Origin of the sequence: Muricoccus vinaceus (genome assembly GCF_042433125.1) — a bacterium.
Lineage (GTDB): Bacteria > Pseudomonadota > Alphaproteobacteria > Acetobacterales > Acetobacteraceae > Roseomonas > Roseomonas vinacea.
Genome location: NZ_JBHLVZ010000001.1, coordinates 168,544 through 187,989 on the forward strand (window position 1 = coordinate 168,544; position 19,446 = coordinate 187,989).

18 protein-coding genes are annotated in these 19,446 nt (G+C 70.8%); 12 read left to right on the forward strand and 6 right to left on the reverse strand.

Going from position 1 to position 19,446, the window contains the following annotated elements; all coding sequences use genetic code 11:
- Nucleotides 1-15: 15 nt before the first annotated feature.
- From ACFFIC_RS00830 to ACFFIC_RS00855, 6 genes are all read left to right on the forward strand, one after another.
- On the forward strand, nt 16-486 hold the full coding sequence (locus ACFFIC_RS00830; RefSeq protein ID WP_377048110.1) for a hypothetical protein: 471 nt from the start codon (nt 16-18) through the stop codon (nt 484-486).
- A complete protein-coding gene (locus tag ACFFIC_RS00835) occupies nt 483-815 on the forward strand; it encodes a hypothetical protein (protein WP_377048111.1) in 333 nt (110 codons plus the stop codon). Before ACFFIC_RS00830 ends, ACFFIC_RS00835 begins: the two co-directional genes overlap by 4 nt.
- 7 nt (nt 816-822) lie before the next feature.
- The gene (locus tag ACFFIC_RS00840; RefSeq protein WP_377048113.1) at nt 823-2,088 is read left to right on the forward strand and encodes an MFS transporter; all 1,266 of its coding nucleotides are present in this window, start codon (nt 823-825) and stop codon (nt 2,086-2,088) included.
- Entirely contained in the window at nt 2,088-3,065 is a 978-nt protein-coding gene (locus ACFFIC_RS00845; protein WP_377048275.1) for a Gfo/Idh/MocA family protein, read from the forward strand. The genes ACFFIC_RS00840 and ACFFIC_RS00845 overlap by 1 nt, the downstream gene beginning before the upstream one ends.
- A gap of 137 nt (nt 3,066-3,202) precedes the next feature.
- Complete coding sequence (locus ACFFIC_RS00850) at nt 3,203-3,553, forward strand: RidA family protein (protein ID WP_377048114.1); 351 nt, start codon at nt 3,203-3,205, stop codon at nt 3,551-3,553.
- An 810-nt stretch (nt 3,554-4,363) separates the two neighbouring features.
- The gene (locus tag ACFFIC_RS00855; protein ID WP_377048115.1) at nt 4,364-4,945 is read left to right on the forward strand and encodes a CHAP domain-containing protein; all 582 of its coding nucleotides are present in this window, start codon (nt 4,364-4,366) and stop codon (nt 4,943-4,945) included.
- Nucleotides 4,946-5,015: 70 nt separating this feature from the next.
- On the opposite strand, the gene ACFFIC_RS00860 is transcribed toward ACFFIC_RS00855, so the two are convergent.
- The 4 genes from ACFFIC_RS00860 to ACFFIC_RS00875 form a co-directional block, all read right to left on the reverse strand.
- Nucleotides 5,016-6,386 (reverse strand): PleD family two-component system response regulator, encoded by a 1,371-nt coding sequence (locus ACFFIC_RS00860; RefSeq protein WP_377048117.1) that lies wholly within the window; start codon nt 6,384-6,386, stop codon nt 5,016-5,018.
- Between the two features lie 271 nt (nt 6,387-6,657).
- Nucleotides 6,658-7,311 (reverse strand): VOC family protein, encoded by a 654-nt coding sequence (locus tag ACFFIC_RS00865; protein ID WP_377048118.1) that lies wholly within the window; start codon nt 7,309-7,311, stop codon nt 6,658-6,660.
- Nucleotides 7,312-7,325: 14 nt separating this feature from the next.
- On the reverse strand, nt 7,326-8,024 hold the full coding sequence (locus ACFFIC_RS00870; protein WP_377048119.1) for a glutathione binding-like protein: 699 nt from the start codon (nt 8,022-8,024) through the stop codon (nt 7,326-7,328).
- Nucleotides 8,025-8,124: 100 nt separating this feature from the next.
- Entirely contained in the window at nt 8,125-9,309 is a 1,185-nt protein-coding gene (locus ACFFIC_RS00875; RefSeq protein WP_377048120.1) for a pyridoxal-phosphate-dependent aminotransferase family protein, read from the reverse strand.
- Nucleotides 9,310-9,442: 133 nt separating this feature from the next.
- Between ACFFIC_RS00875 and atzD the strand changes: the two genes are divergently transcribed.
- From atzD to ACFFIC_RS00905, 6 genes are all read left to right on the forward strand, one after another.
- A complete protein-coding gene (gene atzD / locus ACFFIC_RS00880) occupies nt 9,443-10,549 on the forward strand; it encodes a cyanuric acid amidohydrolase (RefSeq protein WP_377048121.1) in 1,107 nt (368 codons plus the stop codon).
- Nucleotides 10,550-10,633: 84 nt separating this feature from the next.
- A complete protein-coding gene (locus ACFFIC_RS00885) occupies nt 10,634-13,552 on the forward strand; it encodes an FAD-binding and (Fe-S)-binding domain-containing protein (protein WP_377048122.1) in 2,919 nt (972 codons plus the stop codon).
- Nucleotides 13,553-13,842: 290 nt separating this feature from the next.
- The gene (locus ACFFIC_RS00890; RefSeq protein WP_377048124.1) at nt 13,843-14,973 is read left to right on the forward strand and encodes an OmpA family protein; all 1,131 of its coding nucleotides are present in this window, start codon (nt 13,843-13,845) and stop codon (nt 14,971-14,973) included.
- Between the two features lie 230 nt (nt 14,974-15,203).
- Nucleotides 15,204-16,331 carry an OmpA family protein gene (locus tag ACFFIC_RS00895; RefSeq protein WP_377048125.1) on the forward strand — a complete coding sequence of 376 codons (1,128 nt, stop codon included), beginning with the start codon at nt 15,204-15,206 and terminating at the stop codon, nt 16,329-16,331.
- 122 nt (nt 16,332-16,453) lie between these two features.
- The gene (locus ACFFIC_RS00900; protein ID WP_377048126.1) at nt 16,454-16,720 is read left to right on the forward strand and encodes a DUF3253 domain-containing protein; all 267 of its coding nucleotides are present in this window, start codon (nt 16,454-16,456) and stop codon (nt 16,718-16,720) included.
- A gap of 93 nt (nt 16,721-16,813) precedes the next feature.
- Complete coding sequence (locus ACFFIC_RS00905) at nt 16,814-18,547, forward strand: ABC transporter ATP-binding protein/permease (RefSeq protein ID WP_377048127.1); 1,734 nt, start codon at nt 16,814-16,816, stop codon at nt 18,545-18,547.
- Between the two features lie 47 nt (nt 18,548-18,594).
- Here the strand turns inward: ACFFIC_RS00905 and bfr are convergent, their stop codons facing one another.
- Together bfr and ACFFIC_RS00915 are read right to left on the reverse strand one after the other, a co-directional pair.
- Nucleotides 18,595-19,083, reverse strand: a complete 489-nt coding sequence (gene bfr, locus ACFFIC_RS00910) for a bacterioferritin (protein ID WP_377048128.1) — start codon at nt 19,081-19,083, stop codon at nt 18,595-18,597.
- 81 nt (nt 19,084-19,164) lie between these two features.
- Nucleotides 19,165-19,353, reverse strand: a complete 189-nt coding sequence (locus tag ACFFIC_RS00915; protein ID WP_377048129.1) for a (2Fe-2S)-binding protein — start codon at nt 19,351-19,353, stop codon at nt 19,165-19,167.
- Between the last annotated feature and the right edge of the window lie 93 nt (nt 19,354-19,446).

Genomic DNA, 19,446 nt, shown 5'->3' on the forward strand with positions numbered 1-19,446 from the left:
ACTTCCACTTTCATCATGCCGACCGCCTACGCCATCCCCTTTTCGCCCCAGGCCACGCCGCCCGTTGCGCCCCGCGCGCTGCTTTCGGCCTGGGACGCGGCGCGCGACGCCGCCGCCGCCGCCCTCCACGGCCCACCCCGCGCCTTCCGCTTCGCCGGCGAACCCTCGCTCGACCTTCTCCTGGAGGACCGCGACGCCTGCTGCTGGGCGGAGGCGCTGGACCGCCGGATCGGGCTGGACCACGCGCAGGGCATGGCGACCCTGCTGCGCCTGCTGGCCCTGCTGGAGGTCATGGGGCGGGCCTCCTGGCTGCGCGGCCTGTTCGACATCGGGCGGGAGGGCACGGTGCTGCACCCCGACCTTCTGCGCGCGGCCGCCAGCCACCCCCTGGACGGCGCGGCCCGCTTCGATGAAGAGGGACTTCGGAACCGCCTCGCGCGGCCCAGCCTGCCGCCGATCGAGACCACCGGAGCGACGCCCCCATGAAACCCCTGCCCTTCGCGCTCCTCCCGGTGCTGCTGGCCGCCGGCTGCGCCGCGCCGCTGCCCGGCGGCAGCCCCGCCCAGGGCGACCGCGCGGCGGTCAGCGCCGCCTGCCGCAGCCAGGCGGAGCGGGTGGTGAACTACCGCGACCGTGGCCAGACCATGCGCCAGGACGAGTACAACGCCCGCGTCGGCACCACCTCCTATCTCGGCCCGCAGGTGATCACGGACCAGATCGCCCAGGTCTACGACCGCGACCGCATGGCGGCGGAATGCGTGCGCAGCGCCGACCAGCCGCGCCCGGCGCCCGGCGGGGGCCTCTCGGGGCGCTGAGGCGCCCTTGCCCTCCCCCTTCGCCCGGATCGTGGCGGGGCCGCTCAGCCGTGCGCTGGCCAGCCGCAACGCCCGCATCTTCTTCGGGGCGAGCCTGGGCGCCTGGACCGGTCTCTGGATGCACCGGATCGGAGTCGCCTGGCTTGCCTGGGAACTCTCGCACAGCGCGGCCTGGGTCGGGCTGATCGCCTTTGCCGACCTCGCCCCCGCCGTGCTGGCCAGCCCCTTCGCGGGCGCCATCGCGGACAGGGTGGACCGGGTGCGGCTGACCATGATCTCGCAAGGGGTCGTGGCCGTCGAAGCCCTGGCGGTCGCCACGCTCACCGGCACCGGCCATATCTCCATCGGCCTGCTCTTCGCGCTGGAGATGGTGAGCGGCACGGCCGCCTCCTTCTCCCAGCCCGCGCGCCAGACGCTGATCCCGGCCCTCGTCGCGCGGGAGGACCTTCCGGCGGCGGTGGCGGCCAACAGCCTGCTGTTCAACGTCGCGCGGTTCATCGGGCCCGGGCTGGCGGGGCCCGTGATCGCGATCTGGGGCGTGGCCCCCGCCATTCTCTGCAACGTGCTCGGGCACAGCTTCGCCAGCCTTTCCCTGCGCTGGCTCCGCGTGGACGCGGCGCAGCGGCGCGGGCACCCCGCCACGGGCTCCCTTCTCGCGGAAACGCTGGAAGGCTTCCGCTACGTCGCCCGCCATCCCGGCCTCGGGCCCATCATCGCCTTCTCGGCCGGAACGTCCGTGCTGCTGCGCGGCGTGCAGGAAATCCTGCCGCCCTTCGTGGAGAGGCTGTTCGGGCGCGGGGCGGAATCGCTCGCGGCGCTCACCGCCTGCTTCGCGGTGGGCGCCCTGTTCTCAGGCCTGGCGGTGGCCTCCAGGGGGCGGCTGGCCGGCACCACGCGGATCGCGGTGCTGGCGGTGCTGGCCCAGGCCATCGCGACGGCGGGCTTCGTTGCCACCAGCTCCTTCTTTGTCGCCATGGCCTGCGCCGCGCTGATCGGGGCCGCGGCCTCGGCGCACGGCATTTCTGTGCAGGTGCTGGCGCAGACAGCCGCCTCGCCCGCCATGCGCGGCCGGATCATGTCGCTCTGGGCATTGGTGACGCGCGCCTGCCCGGCCATGGGCGCGATCGCGCTGGGCACGGCGGGGGAGGTCTTCGGCTTGCGCATTCCCACGCTGGCCGCGGCGGCGGGCGCCGCCGCCATCTTCGCCTGGGGCCTCACCCGCATGGGCGTGATTGCGCAGCAGCTCGAGGGATCGAAGGAGGAGAAGCCGTGATGCTGGACGCTGCGCTGGTTGGGATGGGGCGCTGGGGGCAGACCCTGGTGAACAGCGTGCAGGGGCGCAACGGAAGCGGCATCCGCTTCGTCGCGGGCGCGACCCGCACGCCGGAGAAGGCCCGCGAATGGGCCGGGGAAAAGGGGCTGGACCTGCTGCCGGACTTCCAGGCGGTGCTGGCCGACCCGCGGGTAAAGGCGGTGGTGCTCGCGACCCCCCACCAACAGCACGCCGAGCAGGTGATCGCCGCCGCGGCCGCCGGAAAGCATGTTTTCGTGGAGAAGCCCTTCACCCTCTCGAAGATGAGCGCCGAGGCCGCCGTGACGGCCTGCCGCGAGGCGGGGGTGGTGCTCGCGCTCGGGCATAACCGCCGCTTCCTGCCGGCCGTCGCCGAGATGAAGCGCATGCTGGCCGAGGGCGCGCTCGGCACGCTGATGCATGTGGAGGGGCAGATCAGCGGCGCCGGCGCCGACAGCTGGAAGCCCGGCATGTGGCGCGCCGACCCCCATGAAAGCCCGCTCGGCGGCATGGGGGCCATGGGCATCCACATGATCGACATGCTGATCAACCTGGCCGGCCCGGTCGAGCGGCTCTCCGTGATCAGCCAGGCCCAGGTGCTCACCAACGGCCTGGACGACACCACCGCCATGCTCTGCCGCTTCCGCGGCGGTCCCACCGGACTCTTCGCCACCCTTGCCTCGGCGCCGCGGGTCTGGCGGGTGGGGCTGTTCGGGAGCCAGGGCCGCCTTGAGCAGCGCGATCCGGAGACACTGGTCTTCCACCCGCGAGAGGGCGAGGGCTGGGAGCGCCGCTTCGAGAAGGCCGACATCGAGCGCGCCGAGCTCGAGGCCTTCGCGGCCGCCGTCCTGGGCGGCCCCGCCTATCCTCTGCCGCTCGAGGAGGCGGTGCACGGCGTCAGCGTCTTCGAGACCATGATCCATGCGGCCGCGAGCGGCGGCCCCGTGCTGGTGCCCTGACGCGAAGGGATGACCGGAAGGTCCGGCAAGGGGGCCGACGGGACCATGAGCCAGCCCCGGGGTGGGGTGGTGCCTTGCCGCCCCCCATCCGGCGCCCTAGAAGCCCCGCGCCATTCCGGCCTCGGAGTTTCCACGAAATGAGCGCGATCCTTCGCAAGGGCGTCGGCCCGGTTCTCTCGACCTCGGTCGAGTACCACGGCTTCGTCTATCTCGCCGGCATCACCGCCGACGACCTCTCCCTGGATGTTTCCGGCCAGACCCAGCAGGTCCTGGCCAAGATCGACGCGGCGCTGGAGGAGCACGGCACGGACAAGACGCGCCTCCTGCAGGCCCAGGTCTGGCTGAAGGACATCCGTGACCGCGACGCGATGAACAAGCTCTGGTCCGCCTGGCTGCCCCAGGGCGGCGCCCCCGTGCGCGCCTGCGTGGAAGCCAACATGGCAGATCCGCGGCACCTCGTTGAGATCATGGTCAGCGCCTGCCGCTGACCAACCCGGGGCAGCGCCTTCGCTGTCCTCCGGGGCAGCGCCTTCGCTGTCCCCCGGGCAGCGCCTTCGCTGTCCCCCGGGCAGCGCCGTCGCTGTTCCCCGGGCAGCGCCTTCGCTGTTCCCCGGGGCAGCGCCTTCGCTGTTCTTCAGAGGCTAAACGCCTCCGCGCGCACTCCAGCCGTGCCGGCCTTGAGCCGGCGCGGCCTCCATACCTCCGGGCATCAGCTCGGCCGAGGCGCCGCCGCCGCGTCCCAAATCAAGCCGTTTCATAGCCTTGCGGCACGAAGGCACGCGCTGCCTTCAACTCCCGGTTGTTGCGCGGCCGGCTGTGTCCTTCCTGCGGCAACACTGTGTCACGGCAGGCGAAGTGCCCCGCAGACTAGGAACTTGGTCCCGAAGTTTTGGCCATTCGACTGGCAACACTGACAAATCACGCCGTATTGCGGCCTGCAACGGGATCGCGTGTTGCCCCAGTTTCCGGCACCCCAGTAACACCTCCGTGACAGCGCTGCTCAAGGCGTGGCCGGCACATGACCGGTGGGGGCGAAGGGTTGGATTTTGGGGGATTTCATGCAGGCAAAAACTGCCGCGGCTCTTTTCACGGTTTGCGGGCTGATGCTTGCGCCGGAACTCAGCTCCAAGGCCACTGCCTCTCCCAACCAGGGCGGCGCCAAGCATATGTCCGCCTCCGGCCAGCTTTCCGCCGCAGCGCCCGCTGCCGCCAGTGAGGCCCAGCCGGGCCGCACGGTTCGCTCCTCCGGCACCAAAGCCAGGTCTCACCGGGGTGAGCCGCGCGATGCCGGGGCACCCATGACCTCCCCGGATGCGGCACGGTCCTACGCGGCCTCCTATGCCGTTCGCGGAGGGATTTCCTGCGTTCCTTACGCGCGGATGGTTTCCGGCGTGGAGGTGGTCGGCAATGGCGGCACCTGGTGGCACAATGCCGCCGGCCTCTACCAGCGCGGCCACCGCCCGGAGCCCGGCTCCGTGCTCGTGTTCCGCGCTTCCGGCGGGATGCGCCTGGGCCACGTCGCCGTGGTGGAGCGGCAGGTCTCCGCCCGCGAGATCACGGTGCAGCACGCGAACTGGGAAGGCCCCGGCATCCGCAAGGGCACCGTGATGCGCAACGTCACCGTGGTGGATGTCTCCGACGCGAACGACTGGACGGCCGTTCGCGTCCAGGTCGGCCACGACGCCGAGGTGCTGGGCCGCACCTATCCGACCTACGGCTTTATCTTCAACCGGCCCGAGGGACCCTCCGTGCCGCGCGGCCCGATCATGGTGCGCGGCCCCGGCGGCCTGGAGGAAGTGGCGGAGGCGCCCGCGCCGAGCTCCCACCTCCGCTTCATCAACACCTCCGTCGGCGGCCTCGGGATCGAAGCGGCGCGCTGAGCCGCCAAGGCTCCGGCCGGGGGCGGGAAGCGGCCAGGCCCGCCGCCCTCCCGGCGCGCCTGCCAGCCGCTCAGGCCCTGCCGATGCCCCAGTCGGCCTCGTCGGCGATTTCCACCCTGTTCCGGCCCTTCGCCTTGGCGCGGTAAAGCGCGAGGTCGGCGGCGCTCGCCAGGGTATCCACGGTGCAGTCCGGCATCGCCACCGCGACGCCGATGCTGATGCTGATGTCCAGCGTGCGCTGGCCGACCCGCACCGGGGTCTCGCAGATCGCCATCCGCAGGCGTTCCGCCACCATGCCGGCATCGTCGGCCGGCTGCGGCGCCATGGCGACCACGAACTCCTCGCCACCGAAGCGCGCCACCACGTCCACCGCGCGGAGATGCAGCCGCAGGCGCTCCGCCACCTCCTTCAGAACGGCATCGCCCACGCCGTGGCCATGCGTGTCGTTCACCGCCTTGAAGCGGTCCACGTCGATCAGCAGCAGGGTGGCGCCACCGGCGCGCAGCAGGCCCTCGAGGTGGCGGGTGACGTAGCGGCGGTTGCGCAGCCCGGTCAGGCTGTCCGTGACGGCCATTTCCAGGCTGCGCTGCAGGTCGCCGCGAAGGCGTTCCTGGTAGCGCTTGCGCCGGATCTGGTTGCGGGCCCGGGCACGAAGCTCATTGGCATCCACCGGCCGCAGCACGTGGTCGTTGGCGCCGAGATCGAAGCCGCGCAGCACTTGGTTGCGCTGGTCCACATCGGCCACCAGAAGCACCGGCACCTCCCGCATGGAGGTCTGCGCCCGCATCCGCGAGGCCAGGCGCAGGCCCTCGCCCTCGTCGAGCCAGAGGCTGAGCACGGCCAGGTCGAACTCCTCGTGCAGGAGGCGGTCCCAGGCGGTGTTCACATCCGCCGCGCGGGTCACCACCACGCCGTCCTGGGCGAGGATGCCCGACAGGCTCATGGCCTCGGCATCGTCCTCCGTGGCCAGCAGGGCATGCGCGCCGGCGACGCTGCGCGACGGGTCGGGCATCGGCTCGAAGCCGAGGTCCTTGGCCGTTTCGGCGCGCAGCCGGAAGGCGTCGAGCACCTGCTTGGTGCGCAGCAGGGCGCGCAGGCGGGCGAACAGCGTCGCGTGGTCCACCGGCTTGGAAAGGAAATCGTCCGCGCCGGCCTCCAGCCCGCGCACGCGCTCGGCCTGCTCCACCAGCGCCGTGATCATCACCACGGGAATATGGGCCGTCAGCGGAGAGGCCTTGAGGTGCCGGCAGACCTCGTAGCCGTCCATGCCCGGCATCATCACGTCCAGCAGGATGACGTCGGGTGCCCAGGCATTGGCGGCCCGCAGCGCGTCCGGTCCGGAATTCGCCAGCGCCACCTCGTAGTACTCGGCATTCAGGCGAGCCTCGAGGAGCTTCAGGTTGGCGGCGATGTCGTCCACCACCAGGACGCGCGCCGTCATGCCCGGCCGGCCCCGCCATCCGGCAGGTCGGCGGAACTCAGGAGGGCGCCGGGGGTAAGGCGCACAACCCGTTGTTCCCGCGTTTTCCAGAAACGGTGAATGGCATGGCTGTTTGAACGAATCTCAACAGGGCTGCGCGGCACGTGCACAGCCTGTTCTCGTGCAACGGATTGCGCAAGGCGCTCCACGGCCAAGACGAACGAAGCCGGGCAAGATGTATCGCGCGGGCATCGCTCCTTCCTCCTGCGTTCCGCCCGGCCTCCGGCTGGCCTCACGGCGAGCGAAGAACCGCTTCCCCGCCATCCGCCCGCCGCATCCGCAGCGAGAGGACGGGCCGGGGGCCCGGACCAAGGCCGAGCACCTCCCGCACCCCCCGCTCCTCCAGCGCCGCGGCAAGGGCCGCCGGTTCCGGGTGCTCGGCCTCCATGGCCAGAAGCGCGCAGCCATGGCCGGGGATCTCGCCGGGTGGTCCGGGCTGCCCCCACTCGATCAGCCCCGGCAGCAGGCCGCCGAAGCCCGCGGCGGCCGGCGGGTCGGCGAGCTTCCAGGAAAGGCTTCCCCGCGACATCGCGCGCATCGCGCCCGCCCGATCCTGCCCGAGGCGGGTCAGAACGGCGTCGAGCCCGCTCGTCCGCGCGACCCAGGCAATCAGCCCCGGCTCCTTCCGGAGGCTGCGGCGCACCGCCGGATCATCCAGGCCGAACAGGCGGGGAAGCGCCGGCTCGGGCTGGGCCGGATCGGGCGCGATCACCTCCAGGTAGCAGCCCTGCCCCAGCCCGAGCAGGCGATTGTGCGTGCCCGCGCCGGGATGGGCACCGCCCGCCCCGGGCGCGACGCCGAGCAGCGCCTCCACGAAGGCGGCACCTTCCTCCAGCGTCGCGGCCCCGATCACGACATGATCGATCGCGGCCCTTGTGGCGTTCACCGGACCATTCTCCGTCATCGCCTTGCGAACTGCATCGCGCCGAACAGGTTCTCGCGCTCCTTGTCCGACATCGGGCCCTGGCGCTGCCGGTCGGACAGCACGGCCAGCCCGCGCTGCACCGCGGGGCGCGCGGCGATGGCGTCGTGCCAGCGGCGGACGGCGGGGAATTCCACGAGGTCGATGCCGCGGCGCTCGGGCAGGCGGATCCAGGGAAAGGTCGCGATGTCGGCGATCGAGTAGTCCTCGCCCGCCAGAAAGGCGGCTTCGGACAGGCGCGTCTCCAGCACGCCGTGCAGGCGGCGCACCTCCTTGCCGTAGCGCTCGATGGCATACGGGATCTTTTCGGCCGCGTAGCTCGTGAAATGGCCGAACTGCCCGAACATGGGCCCCACGCCGCCCATCTGGAACATGAGCCATTGCAGGCAGGCGGCGCGTCCCGCCGGGTCCTGGGGGATGAGCCTGCCGCTCTTCTCCGCCAGGTAGATCAGGATCGCGCCGGATTCGAACAGCCGCAGCGGCGCGCGGCCCGGCCCGTCCGGGTCCACGATGGCGGGGATGCGGTGGTTCGGGTTGATCGCCAGGAAGTCCGGGTTGAACTGCTCGCCCGCACCGATGTTCACGGGAACCACCTTGTAGGGCAGTTCCATCTCTTCCAGCGCAATGTGCAGCTTGTGGCCGTTGGGCGTCGGCCAGGTCCAGGCCTCGATGGTCATGCGCCGGGCTCCCCCGTGGATGGGACCGGACTGTCCGGCGCCGCTCGGGCGGCGGCAAGGCGCCGCCCGGTGACGATCGCGTGGCGCAGGGCGGTGCCGCTCAGGCGTTCCCCGACAGGTAGTCCATCGCCGCCTTCACCCCGGCGTCGTCGTGCGGCACCCCGGCCACGCGCAGGCCCATCTCCACCCCGCCCAGCGTGCCCAGCAGCGACAGGTCGTTGAAGGCGCCCAGGTGCCCGATGCGGAACACCCGGTCGTTCAGCCGCCCGAGGCCATTGCCCAGCGACATGTCGAAGCGCTCCAGGATGGCGGCGCGCAGGGCGTTCGCCGAATGGCCCTCCGGCACGCGCACTGCCGTCAGCACCGGCGAGAAATGACGGGGCTCGGCGCACTGCACCTCCAGCCCCCAGGCCCGCACCGCGCGCCGCGTGGCCTCCGCGTGGCGCTCATGCCGCGCGAAGACGTTGGGCAGCCCTTCCTCGTCCAGCATGTCCATCGCGGTGTCGAGCGCGTAGAGCATGTTGGTCGCGGGAGTATAGGGAAAATAGCCGGTGGCGTTTGCCGCCAGCATCGGCTTCCAGTCCCAGAAGGCGCGCGGCAGCTTGGCCGTCCCGCTCGCCTCGATCGCCTTCTCCGACACCGCGTTGAAGGAAAGCCCAGGCGGCAGCATCAGCCCCTTCTGGCTGCCCGACACCGTCACGTCCACGCCCCATTCGTCGTGCTTGTATTCCACCGACCCCAGCGAGGAGATGGTGTCCACCAGCAGCAGCGCGGGGTGTCCGGCCGCATCCATCGCGCGCCGCACCTCGTCCACGCGGGAGGTGCAGCCGGTGCTGGTCTCGTTGTGCACCACGCAGACCGCCTTGATCTCGTGCGCCTTGTCGGCCCGCAGCGCCGCCTCGATCGCCGGCACGTCGGCCGCCCGCCGCCAGTCGGTTTCCAGCAGGCGCGGCTTCAGCGCCAGGCGCTCGGCCATCTCACGCCACAGGTGCGCGAACCAGCCGGTCTCGCACATCAGCACGGTGTCGCCGGGGGAAAGCGTGTTCACCAGCGCCGCCTCCCAGGCTCCCGTGCCCGAGGACGGAAAGATCACCACGGGCCCGGTGGTACCGAAGACCGGCTTCACCTTCTCCAGCACGCGCTTGCCCAGGATGCCGAAATCCGGGCCGCGATGGTCCATCGTGGGGTTGTCGAGGGCGCGCAGCACGCGGTCCGGCACGTTGGTCGGCCCGGGGATCTGCAGGAAATGCCGGCCGTTCTCGGGCCGTGTGGTGAAATAAGCCATGGGCGTCCTCCGCTCTTCGTCCGGTCTAGCCCCCTGCCCCGCGCGCTGCCAATGAGTTCGCCACCTTCGATTGATGAGGATTATGGATGCGGGGGCCTTTTCCCCCGCGGCGCTTGCGGCCAGCCTGCGCCCCATGACACGTCGCGCCGCACTGCACCTGATCCCCACCGCCCATCCGGGCGACGTCTCGGGCCTCGAAGCCCTTATCGACCAGGGAAGGCTGTCTCCACCGGAGATCGTGGCGATCCTCGGCAAAACCGAGGGGAACGGCTGCGTGAACGACTTCACCCGCGCCTTCGCCGTGGCCGAACTCGGCACCGCCCTGGCGCCGCGCCTCGGGCTTTCCCGCGCCGGGGTGCTCGCGCAGGTCGCCATGGTGATGTCCGGCGGCACGGAGGGCGGGCTCTCGCCGCATCTCCTCGTGCTCACGGTGGAGAACACGCAGGAGCCGGCGACGGGCGCGTTGGCGATCGGCACCGCCTTCACCGAGGCCTTCCACCCGGAGGAGATCGGGCGGATGGCCCAGGTGGAGGCCACCGCCCGGGCCGTGCGCGAGGCCATGCGGCAGGCAGGGCTTTCCTCGCCGGGGCAGGTGCATTTCGTCCAGGTGAAGTGCCCTCTCCTGACCACCGCCCGGATCGGCGAGGCCGTCTCCCGCGGGAAAGCCGTCGCCACGGCGGACACTTACGAGTCCATGGGCCTTTCCAGGGGCGCTTCCGCCCTTGGCGTCGCCCTGGCGCTCGAGGAAGTGCCGCGCGCCGCCCTCTCGGATGGCGTCATCGGGCACGACCTTTCACTCTGGTCCGGCCGCGCCAGCGCCTCGGCCGGCGTGGAGCTGGAGCGGAACGAGGTGATCGTCTTCGGCACCAGCCCGGAATGGGCGGGGGACCTGTGCATCGCCCATGCCGTGATGCGGGACGCGATCGACCTGCCCGCGGTGCAGAAGGCCCTGCGCGGCGCCGGCCTGTCCACGGATGGCGGGCAACTCGGGCCGGAGGAGGCCGGACGGCTGGTGGCCCTGCTGGTGAAGGCGGAGCCGTCCTCCCATGGCACGATCCGCGGGCGGCGCCATATCATGTGGGATGACAGCGACATCAACGCCACCCGCCACGCGCGGGCGCTGGTCGGGGGTGTCGTCGCGGCGGCGGTCGGGCGCACCGACCTCTTCGTCTCCGGCGGCGCGGAGCATCAGGGCCCGGATGGCGGGGGGCCCGTCGCGGTGATCGCGCGCCGCCAATGAGTACGGCCACTTCCATTGATGAGCATTATGGATGCGACGGGCGGCACCCCCTCCGCTAGGTTGCTCCCACCAGGAGACGCCCGAATGAACGCCATCACCCGGTCCCGCGTCGCGCCCGGCGACAGCCGCCTTGCCGCACGCCTGAAGCGCGAGACGGAGGGCGAGGTGCTGTTCGGCGCCGGCGACCGCGGGCGCTATGCGACCGATGCCAGCATCTACCAGGTGGAGCCCGTCGGCGTGCTGGTGCCGCGCACGGTGGAGGACGTGGCCGCCGCCATGGCCATCTGCCGGGAGGAGGGCGTGCCCGTCCTGCCGCGCGGCGGCGGCACCAGCCAGTGCGGGCAGACGGTGAACCGGGCGCTCGTGCTGGACTGCACGCGCCACCTGCGGAACGTGGTGTCCGTGGACAAGGCGGGAATGCGGGCCACGGTGCAGCCGGGCATCGCCCTGGGTGCGCTGAACGATGCGCTGAAGAAGGACGGCCTGTTCTTTCCCGTCGATCCCTCCACCTGGGCGCGCTGCACGATCGGCGGGATGGCGGCGAACAACTCCTGCGGTTCGAAGTCCATCCGCTACGGGCTGATGGCCGACAACGTGCTGTCGATCGACGCGATCCTGCCCAGTGGCGACCGCTTCGCCTTCGGGGAGCTGCCGGACGACCTCGGCGATGGCGTGCCGAAATACGCGGCGGAGCTGGTGAACCGCCTGCGCGCGCTCGGCGCCTCCGAGGCCTCCGAGATCGCGGCGCGTTTCCCCAAGGTGCTGCGCCGCGTCGGCGGCTACAACCTCGAGGCGCTGACGCCCGAGGCCCGGGCGAACGGCCGCGGCAACCTCGCGCGCATCCTAGTGGGCAGCGAGGGCACCCTCGCCTTCTCCGCGGGCATCGACCTCAGGCTCTGGCCGATCAAGCCGCGCAAGGCGCTCGGCATCTGCCAGTTCCCCACCTTCCGGCGGGCGATGGAGGCGTCGAAGCACCTCGTGACGCTGAACCCCGAGGCGGTTGAGCTGGTGGACCGCACCATGATCGACCTCGGCCGCTCCATCGCCATCTACCGCGACACGATCGACCGCATCGTGATCGGCGAGCCGGACTCGCTGCTGATCGTGGAGTTCCACGGCCACGAGGACGCGGCGCTGGAGCGCGAGCTGGACCGGCTGGACGAGATGATGGGCGACCTCGGCCTGCCCGGGCAGGTCGTGCGCTGCGTCGATCCCGGCTTCCAGGCCGCCGTCGCGGAGGTGCGCGAGGCCGGGCTCAACATCATGATGTCCATGAAGGGCGACGGAAAGCCGGTCTCCTTCATCGAGGACACGGCGGTGCAGCTCGACGATCTCGCCGACTACACCGAGCGCCTGAACGAGGTCTTCGAGCGCCACGGCACGAAGGGCACTTGGTACGCCCATGCCAGCGTCGGCTGCCTGCACGTCCGCCCCGTGCTGAACATGAAGGACGGCGAGGACGTGCGCCGGATGCGCGAGATCGCGGAGGAATGCTTCGCGCTGGTGCGCGAGTACAAGGGCAGCCATTCCGGCGAGCACGGCGACGGCATCGTGCGCTCGGAGTTCCATGGGGAAATGTTCGGCCCGCGCATCGTGCGCGCCTTCGAGACGGTGAAGGACGCCTTCGACCCGGAGGGCATGATGAACCCCGGGCGTGTCGTGCGGCCGATGCGGATGGATGACCGCTCCCTGTTCCGCTACCCGCCCGGCTACGCGGCCGATCCGGCGGTGGCGCCGGTGCTCGACTGGTCGGCCTGGCCTGGGCCGCAAGGCGGGCTGCTGGGCGCCGTCGAGATGTGCAACAACAACGGCACCTGCCGGAAGTTCGACGCGGGCGTGATGTGCCCGAGCTTCCGCGCCACGCGCAACGAGCGCGACCTGACACGAGGCCGCGCCAACACGCTGCGGCTCGCGTTGACCGGGCAGCTCGGCCCTGACGCGCTGGCCTCGGACGAGGTGGCCGAGGCGATGTCGCTCTGCGTCTCGTGCAAGGCATGCCGGCGCGAGTGCCCGACGGGCGTGGACATGGCCAAGATGAAGATCGAGGCGCAGCACGCGCGGGCGAAGCGCCACGGCGTTTCGGCAAAGGACCGGCTGATCGCGACGCTGCCGCGCTGGGCGCCCATGGCCTCGCGTTTCCCGCTGCTGGCGAACGCCCGGGAATGGGTGCCGGGCGCGCGGGCGGTCGGGGAGCGCGCGCTGGGCTTCTCCCGCGACCGTGCCCTGCCACGCTTCTCCGGGCAGCCCTTCCGCGACATCGCGGAGGACGCCCCGGCGCCGCGGGGCGATGTCATCCTGTTCGCGGACACCTTCAACCGCTACTTCGAGCCGGAGAACCTGCACGCCGCGCGGCGCGTGCTGCGCGCTGCCGGCTTCCGCGCCATCTCAGCGCGGGCGGCCGAGGGCGCGCGCCCGCTCTGCTGCGGCCGCACCTATCTGGCCGCGGGCATGGTGGACGAGGCACGGGCCGAGGCGCGGCGCACCATGGCGGCGCTGTCCGGCTCCGACGCGGCGGTCGTCGGGCTGGAGCCCTCGTGCCTGCTGACGCTCCGGGATGAATTCAAGTCGCTGCTTCCCGGGGCGGCCGCGGACCGGCTGGCGGACCGGGCGATGCTCCTGTCCGAGTTCCTGATGCGCGAGAAGGCGGACCTGCCGCTGAAGCCGCTCGCCTCGGCCGCGCATATCCACGGCCACTGCCACCAGAAATCCTTCGGCGCCTTCCCCGATGCCGTGAAGTCTCTGCGCGCCGTTCCCGGCCTGGAGGTGAAGCCCATCACCTCCTCCTGCTGCGGCATGGCCGGCGCCTTCGGCTACGACGCGCGGCGGGTGGAGGTTTCCAGGGCCATGGGCGAGTTGTCGCTCGCGCCGGCGGTGCGCGCAGCTCCCACGGAGGATCTGATCGTCGCGGACGGGACCTCCTGCCGCCACCAAATTCACGAGCTCACCGGGCGCGAGGCGCTGCACAGCGTCCGGGTTCTGGATGCGGCTCTTCAACCTGGCTGAGGGAGGGGCCCCACCTCCCCCGTCCGCCGCATCGGCAAGGATGCCAGGCTTCATCCAGCACGGCACGGGGACCGCTCCGATCGCGCCGGTACGTCTCCGCCCGCATTTTCCCTGCGGCCCAGCCAACACAACCGTGGCGGGTCAAACATGCCACATAGGCCGGATCAGTAGCACATAGATCCAATCCGAACATGGAATGAATTGTCGAATCGCTGCCCTGAACCTATCCTTCGACGCTCTCGATACGAACTCTCGGGCGGGCGAGCCGGCCGCAAAGGAACCTTCTACGCATGATCCGCTTTCGCACAGCACTTCTCGCTTCCGCTGTTGCTTCCGCGCCATTCATTGCCGTGGCACAGCCCGTCACCGGTCTGTACATCGCCGCAGGCGGCGGCCTGAACTATCTCCAGGGCACCGAGCGGACGCTGCAGGGCAACGCTGGCGCCGCCGCCCGCGCGGCCGGCATCTCGGACAAGGCCGAGGTGAACTGGCAGAACGGCTACGCGGTGGTCGGCTCGATCGGCTGGGGCTTCGGCAATGGCATCCGCGCTGAGGTCGAAGGGTTCTACCGGGAGAACGACGTGCACGGCGCGACGGTGGCCGGGCTGGCGAGCCGCGGCAACAGCGGCAACATCTGGCAGGCCGGCGCCATGGCCAACGTCCTCTACGACATGGACCTCCGCCGCTTCGGCTGGGCGCAGCCGATCTTCACCCCCTACATCGGAGCCGGCATCGGCTGGTCGCATGTGACGCAGGACGACGTCCGCACCGACTTCCGTCCGGTCCGCTCCCAGGTGATCACCGGCACCGGTGATGACGACGTGTTCGCCTTCCAGGGCATCGCCGGCGCTTCGTTCCCGCTCGGCGCCACCGGACTGAGCCTGACCGCCGAGTACCGGTTCTTCGGGACGACCGAGCCGACCTTCCAGTCGGCTCAGCGGCAGACGATCACCAATGCCGTGACGCGGACCAGCCAGGGCCTGGAGAACTTCAACCACTCCGCCCTGATCGGTCTGCGCTACGCCCTCAACCAGCCGCGCCCCGTCGCCGCCGTGGCCGTTGCCCCGGCTCCGGCCGCCGCCCCGGCGCCCGCCCGCACCTACCTGGTGTTCTTCGACTTCGACCGCGCCGACCTGACGGACCGCGCCCGCCAGATCATCGCCGAGGCCGCGCAGGCGTCCAGCACCACGGGCACCACCCGCATCGAGGTGGCCGGCCACGCCGACCGCTCGGGCACCCCGCAGTACAACCAGCGCCTGTCGCAGCGCCGCGCCGAGGCGGTTGCCGCCGAGCTCACGCGCCGTGGCGTGGCCCGTGGCGCCATCTCGGTGCAGGCCTTCGGCGAGAGCCGTCCGCTGGTTCCGACCGCCGACGGCGTGCGCGAGCCGCAGAACCGCCGCGTGGAGATCGTCCTGCGCTGAGCAGGCCGGCCTCTCCTCGCGGAGCACAAGGGGGACAGGACCGCAAGGTCCCGCCCCCCTTGTTATTTCGGCGTCTTCTCACAGCTCCGTGATCGATCTGTTGCCCAAAGGACACAGGAGGGATGCCTACAAACAGCGATGTGGAACCTGCAACCTAGGTGAATGTTGGAATAGCCAGCGGGACGCACCTAGTACCCGCAGAGCTTCCCACCGTTTCCAAGGATTTTTCCATGTCGCTTCGCAAGGCACTCCTGGCCGCAACCATGCTGGGACTTCCCCTCGCGGCCCAGGCTCAGCCCGTGACCGGGCTCTACATCGGTGGCGGGATCGGTGCGAACTGGCTGCAGGATGCTCGCCTCGGCGCGACCGGCCCGCTCGCCGACAGCCTGGCCCGCTCTGGCGTCAGCACCCGTGGCGAGGTCGCCTTCAACACCGGCTTCGTCGGGCTCGGCAGCCTCGGCTGGGGCTTCGGCAACGGCCTCCGTGCCGAGGTCGAGGGCAGCTACCGCCACAACGAGGTGGACAAGATCCGCGGCTTCCGCGGCACCACCACCAGCCAGGCCGACGGCACCTCGCGCAGCTACGGCGTGATGGCCAACGTCCTCTATGACCTGGACTTCACCCGCTTCGGCGTGCCGACCTACGTTCAGCCCTACATCGGCGGCGGCGTCGGCTACATCTGGCGCGACTTCGACGACGTGCGCGTGAACGTCGCCGGTTCCCAGGTCCGCAGCAGCGACACCGACGGCCGCTTTGCCTACCAGGGCATCGCTGGTCTCGCCGTGCCGCTGACCCAGTTCGGCGTCACCGGCCTGTCGCTGACCGCCGAGTACCGCTTCCTCGGCACGCTCGAGCACTCCATCGACACGACCAGCAGCGGCGGCGGCTTCTCCACCTCGCGCGGCGGCACGAAGTCCGAGAACTACAACCACTCCGCCCTGATCGGTCTGCGCTACGCCTTCAACCAGCCGCGCCCGGTCGCCCCGGCGCCGATGGTTGCCCCGGCACCCGCCGCCGCCCCCGCCCCTGCCCGCACCTACCTGGTGTTCTTCGACTTCGACCGCGCCGACCTGACGGACCGCGCCCGCCAGATCATCGCCGAGGCCGCCCAGGCCGTGAACACCACGGGCACGACCCGCATCGAGGTGGCCGGCCACGCCGACCGCTCGGGCACCCCGCAGTACAACCAGCGCCTGTCGCAGCGCCGCGCGGAGGCTGTCGCCTCCGAGCTCGCGCAGCGTGGCGTCAGCCGTTCGCAGATCTCGGTGCAGGCCTTCGGCGAGAGCCGTCCGCTGGTTCCGACCGCCGACGGCGTGCGCGAGCCGCAGAACCGCCGCGTGGAGATCGTCCTGCGCTGAGCAGGCCGACCTCTCCTCACGGAGAACGAAGGGGGGCGGGGCCGCGAGGTCCCGCCCCTTTTTTCATGCGTCGCCGGCGGAATGTCCTGGCATGGCCAAGCCATCCGCCCTAACCCGCCCCCATGACAGCCCAGCCCGATCGCCAGATCATCCAGGACGAGATCCTCCGCCAGGTTTCCGCGCGCGATGCCGGCAAGAGCATCTGCCCGAGTGAAGTCGCCCGCGCCCTCCGGCCGGAGGGCTGGCAACCGCTCATGGGGCCCGTGCGCCAAGCCGCCGTCGCCCTGGCCCGGGATGGCCGGGTGGAGGTCCTGCGCAAGGGCCGACCGGCCGACCTCGATGACCTGCGCGGCGTTATCCGGCTGCGCGCGCCCTCCCCGGCCGGCTGAGTCCGGCCGCGTCACCGGGCGTTACGCGGGGCCGGATTGACCGCGATGGCCAGGGAGGGACACTCCCCCAGTCATCGAACCGGACCACCCCGCATGCGAAACTCCCTTTCCGCCATCCGTGACGCATGGGCGCTGTCACGCCCCTTCTGGACCGGCGAAGGGCGCTGGGCGGCACGCGGGCTGCTGGCGGTGGTGGTGGTGCTGAACCTCGTGCTGGTCGCGATGAACGTCATCCTCACCTACTGGCAGCGCGGCTTCTACAACGCGCTCGAGACCAAGAACTGGCAGACCTTCATCGACCTGCTGCTGCTCGGCGGCACGACCGAGGACACCGGTTTCCTTCCCGGCTTCACCCTGATCGCCGCCCTCTACATCGTGGTGGCGGTTTATGCGCTCTACCTCAAGCAGGCCCTGCAGATCCGCTGGCGCCGCTTCCTGGCGGGCAGCCTGACCCGCCGCTGGCTGGACCACCGCGCCTATTACCGCATGGCGGTGGCCAGTGACGGCAACACGGACAACCCGGACCAGCGGATTTCCGACGACACCAAGTTCTTCGTGGACAACACGCTGACGCTGGGCCTCGGGCTGATGCGCGCGGTGGTGACGCTGGTGTCCTTCGTCTTCGTGCTCTGGGGCCTGTCCGGAGATGTCACGGTCTTCGGGGTGAACATCCCGGGCTACCTGGTCTGGGTGGCCCTGGCCTATTCGGCGCTCGGCACCTGGGTGACGCACCTGATCGGGCGCAAGCTGATCGGGCTGAACTTCCTGCAGGAGAAGGTGGAGGCCGACTTCCGCTACGCGCTGGTCCGCGTGCGCGACAACGTCGAGGGCATCGCCCTCCACCGCGGAGAGGAGGAGGAGCGCGCCGGGCTGGAATGGCGCTTCGGCGCGGTGATCGCGAACTGGGTGGGCATCATGCGCGCCACCAAGCAGATCACCTTCTTCACCGCCGGCTTTGGCCAGGTCGCCACGATCTTCCCCTTCATCGTGGTGGCACCGAACTACTTCGCCGGCCGCATCCCGCTCGGCGCCCTGATCCAGACCTCCACCGCCTTCGGCTCCGTGCAGGAATCCCTGTCGTGGCTGGTGAACAACTATCCCGAGGTCGCCTCCTGGCGGGCCACCGTGCAGCGGTTGAGCGGCTTCGACCGGGCCATCGCCGCCGCCGAAGCGCATGCCGGCGAAGGGGCCTCCGTGGTGGCCGAACCGCGTGAGGGACTGGAGGCCGCGGGGCTCGACATCTGGCTGCCGGATGGCCGCCGCCTGCTGGACGGCGCCGCGCTCTCGGTCGCGCCGGGCGAGGCGGTGCTGGTCACGGGCGCCTCGGGCAGCGGCAAGTCCACGCTCTTCCGCGCCCTGGCCGGCATCTGGCCCTTTGCCCGCGGACGGGTCGCGGTGCCGGCCGGACGGGCCGCGCTGTTCCTGCCGCAGCGGCCCTACCTGCCGCTGGGCTCCCTCAGGCGCAACCTCGCCTATCCGCTGGCCGAGGACACCTTCGACCAGGCAGCGCTGCACGCCGCCCTGGTGGATGTCGGCCTGGAGAAGCTGATCCCGCGCCTCGATGCGTCGGAGGACTGGCAGCGCGTGCTCTCGGGCGGGGAGCAGCAGCGCCTGGCCTTCGCGCGCGCCCTGTTGCAGCGCCCGGCCTGGCTCTTCCTGGACGAAGCGACGGCCAGCCTGGATACGGCGGCGGAAACCCGGCTCCACGAATTGCTGCGGGAGCGGCTGCCTGGCACGGCCATCGTCTCCATCGCGCACCGCCCGGCGGTGGCGGCCTTCCACGACCGCGCCCTGCGGCTCGAAGGGGGCCGGCTGGTCGCGGCCTGAGGCGGTGCGCGTCGCGCGGCGCCGGGAGCGGCGCCGCGCGGGCGGCCTCAGTGGTCCTGATCGGGCGCCGGATCGGAGTTGAGGAGGGTGTAGCGCTCCTCGCCGATCCGCTCGATCAGGGTGAACTGGGCGTGGAGGAAGTCCTCGTGCTTCTCCTCGTCCGCCAGGATCTTGAGCAGCAGGTCGCGCGAGACGTAATCGCGCACGGCCTCGCAATGGGCGATCCCGTCCTTGAGATCCCCGATCGCCTTCTGCTCGAGGCGGGAGTCGCACTCCAGCACCTCCTTCACCGTCTGCCCGATCAGCACCTGGTTCAGGCGCTGGACGTTGGGCAAGCCGTCGAGAAAGAGGATGCGCTTGATGAGCCAGTCCGCGTGGCGCATCTCCTCGATCGATTCCTCGTACTCGTGCTTGCCCAGCCGCGTGACGCCCCAGTGGCCGAGGATGCGGGCATGCAGGAAATACTGGTTGATCGCCGTCAGCTCGTTGGTGAGCTGGATGTTCAGGTACTCGATGACCTTGGGGTCGCCCGCCATGCCTCTGCCTCCGTTATCGGACGGCGGTGATGGCGCCTCGCCGCTGCCTGGTCAATTCGGTCTTCCGGCCGCGGCAAGCCCTCAGTTGGCCGCCGGGCTCTCCGCCCCGGCTTCGGGGGACCGGATCATCCCGAGGATGGTGGCGGTGCAGCAGCCGCACTGCGCCCGGCAGTTGCAGGCGGCATAGACGTCGTGCGTCCGGCAGGCGCCATCCGCGATGGCCGCCTGGATCCGGGTGTCGCTCAGGCCGTTGCAGATGCAAACATACATGCAGTGCCGCTCCCTGCCCGGGATGGGTCCGGGCCGGCAGGGTTCTAGCAGTTGAGAAAGTTTCTGCAAGTCATTCGCAACACATTCCCCGTC

What these genes read in the sequence shown, in the direction of transcription:
- ACFFIC_RS00830 (WP_377048110.1), top strand. Translation starts at nt 16, where the DNA reads ATGCCGACCGCCTACGCCATCCCCTTTTCGCCCCAGGCCACGCCGCCC.
- ACFFIC_RS00835 (WP_377048111.1), top strand. Translation starts at nt 483, where the DNA reads ATGAAACCCCTGCCCTTCGCGCTCCTCCCGGTGCTGCTGGCCGCCGGC.
- ACFFIC_RS00845 (WP_377048275.1), top strand. Translation starts at nt 2,088, where the DNA reads ATGCTGGACGCTGCGCTGGTTGGGATGGGGCGCTGGGGGCAGACCCTG.
- ACFFIC_RS00850 (WP_377048114.1), top strand. Translation starts at nt 3,203, where the DNA reads ATGAGCGCGATCCTTCGCAAGGGCGTCGGCCCGGTTCTCTCGACCTCG.
- ACFFIC_RS00855 (WP_377048115.1), top strand. Translation starts at nt 4,364, where the DNA reads ATGACCTCCCCGGATGCGGCACGGTCCTACGCGGCCTCCTATGCCGTT.
- ACFFIC_RS00860 (WP_377048117.1), bottom strand. Translation starts at nt 6,386, where the DNA reads ATGACGGCGCGCGTCCTGGTGGTGGACGACATCGCCGCCAACCTGAAG.
- ACFFIC_RS00870 (WP_377048119.1), bottom strand. Translation starts at nt 8,024, where the DNA reads ATGACCATCGAGGCCTGGACCTGGCCGACGCCCAACGGCCACAAGCTG.
- ACFFIC_RS00875 (WP_377048120.1), bottom strand. Translation starts at nt 9,309, where the DNA reads ATGGCTTATTTCACCACACGGCCCGAGAACGGCCGGCATTTCCTGCAG.
- atzD (WP_377048121.1), top strand. Translation starts at nt 9,443, where the DNA reads ATGACACGTCGCGCCGCACTGCACCTGATCCCCACCGCCCATCCGGGC.
- ACFFIC_RS00885 (WP_377048122.1), top strand. Translation starts at nt 10,634, where the DNA reads ATGAACGCCATCACCCGGTCCCGCGTCGCGCCCGGCGACAGCCGCCTT.
- ACFFIC_RS00890 (WP_377048124.1), top strand. Translation starts at nt 13,843, where the DNA reads ATGATCCGCTTTCGCACAGCACTTCTCGCTTCCGCTGTTGCTTCCGCG.
- ACFFIC_RS00895 (WP_377048125.1), top strand. Translation starts at nt 15,204, where the DNA reads ATGTCGCTTCGCAAGGCACTCCTGGCCGCAACCATGCTGGGACTTCCC.
- ACFFIC_RS00900 (WP_377048126.1), top strand. Translation starts at nt 16,454, where the DNA reads ATGACAGCCCAGCCCGATCGCCAGATCATCCAGGACGAGATCCTCCGC.
- ACFFIC_RS00905 (WP_377048127.1), top strand. Translation starts at nt 16,814, where the DNA reads ATGCGAAACTCCCTTTCCGCCATCCGTGACGCATGGGCGCTGTCACGC.
- bfr (WP_377048128.1), bottom strand. Translation starts at nt 19,083, where the DNA reads ATGGCGGGCGACCCCAAGGTCATCGAGTACCTGAACATCCAGCTCACC.
- ACFFIC_RS00915 (WP_377048129.1), bottom strand. Translation starts at nt 19,353, where the DNA reads ATGTATGTTTGCATCTGCAACGGCCTGAGCGACACCCGGATCCAGGCG.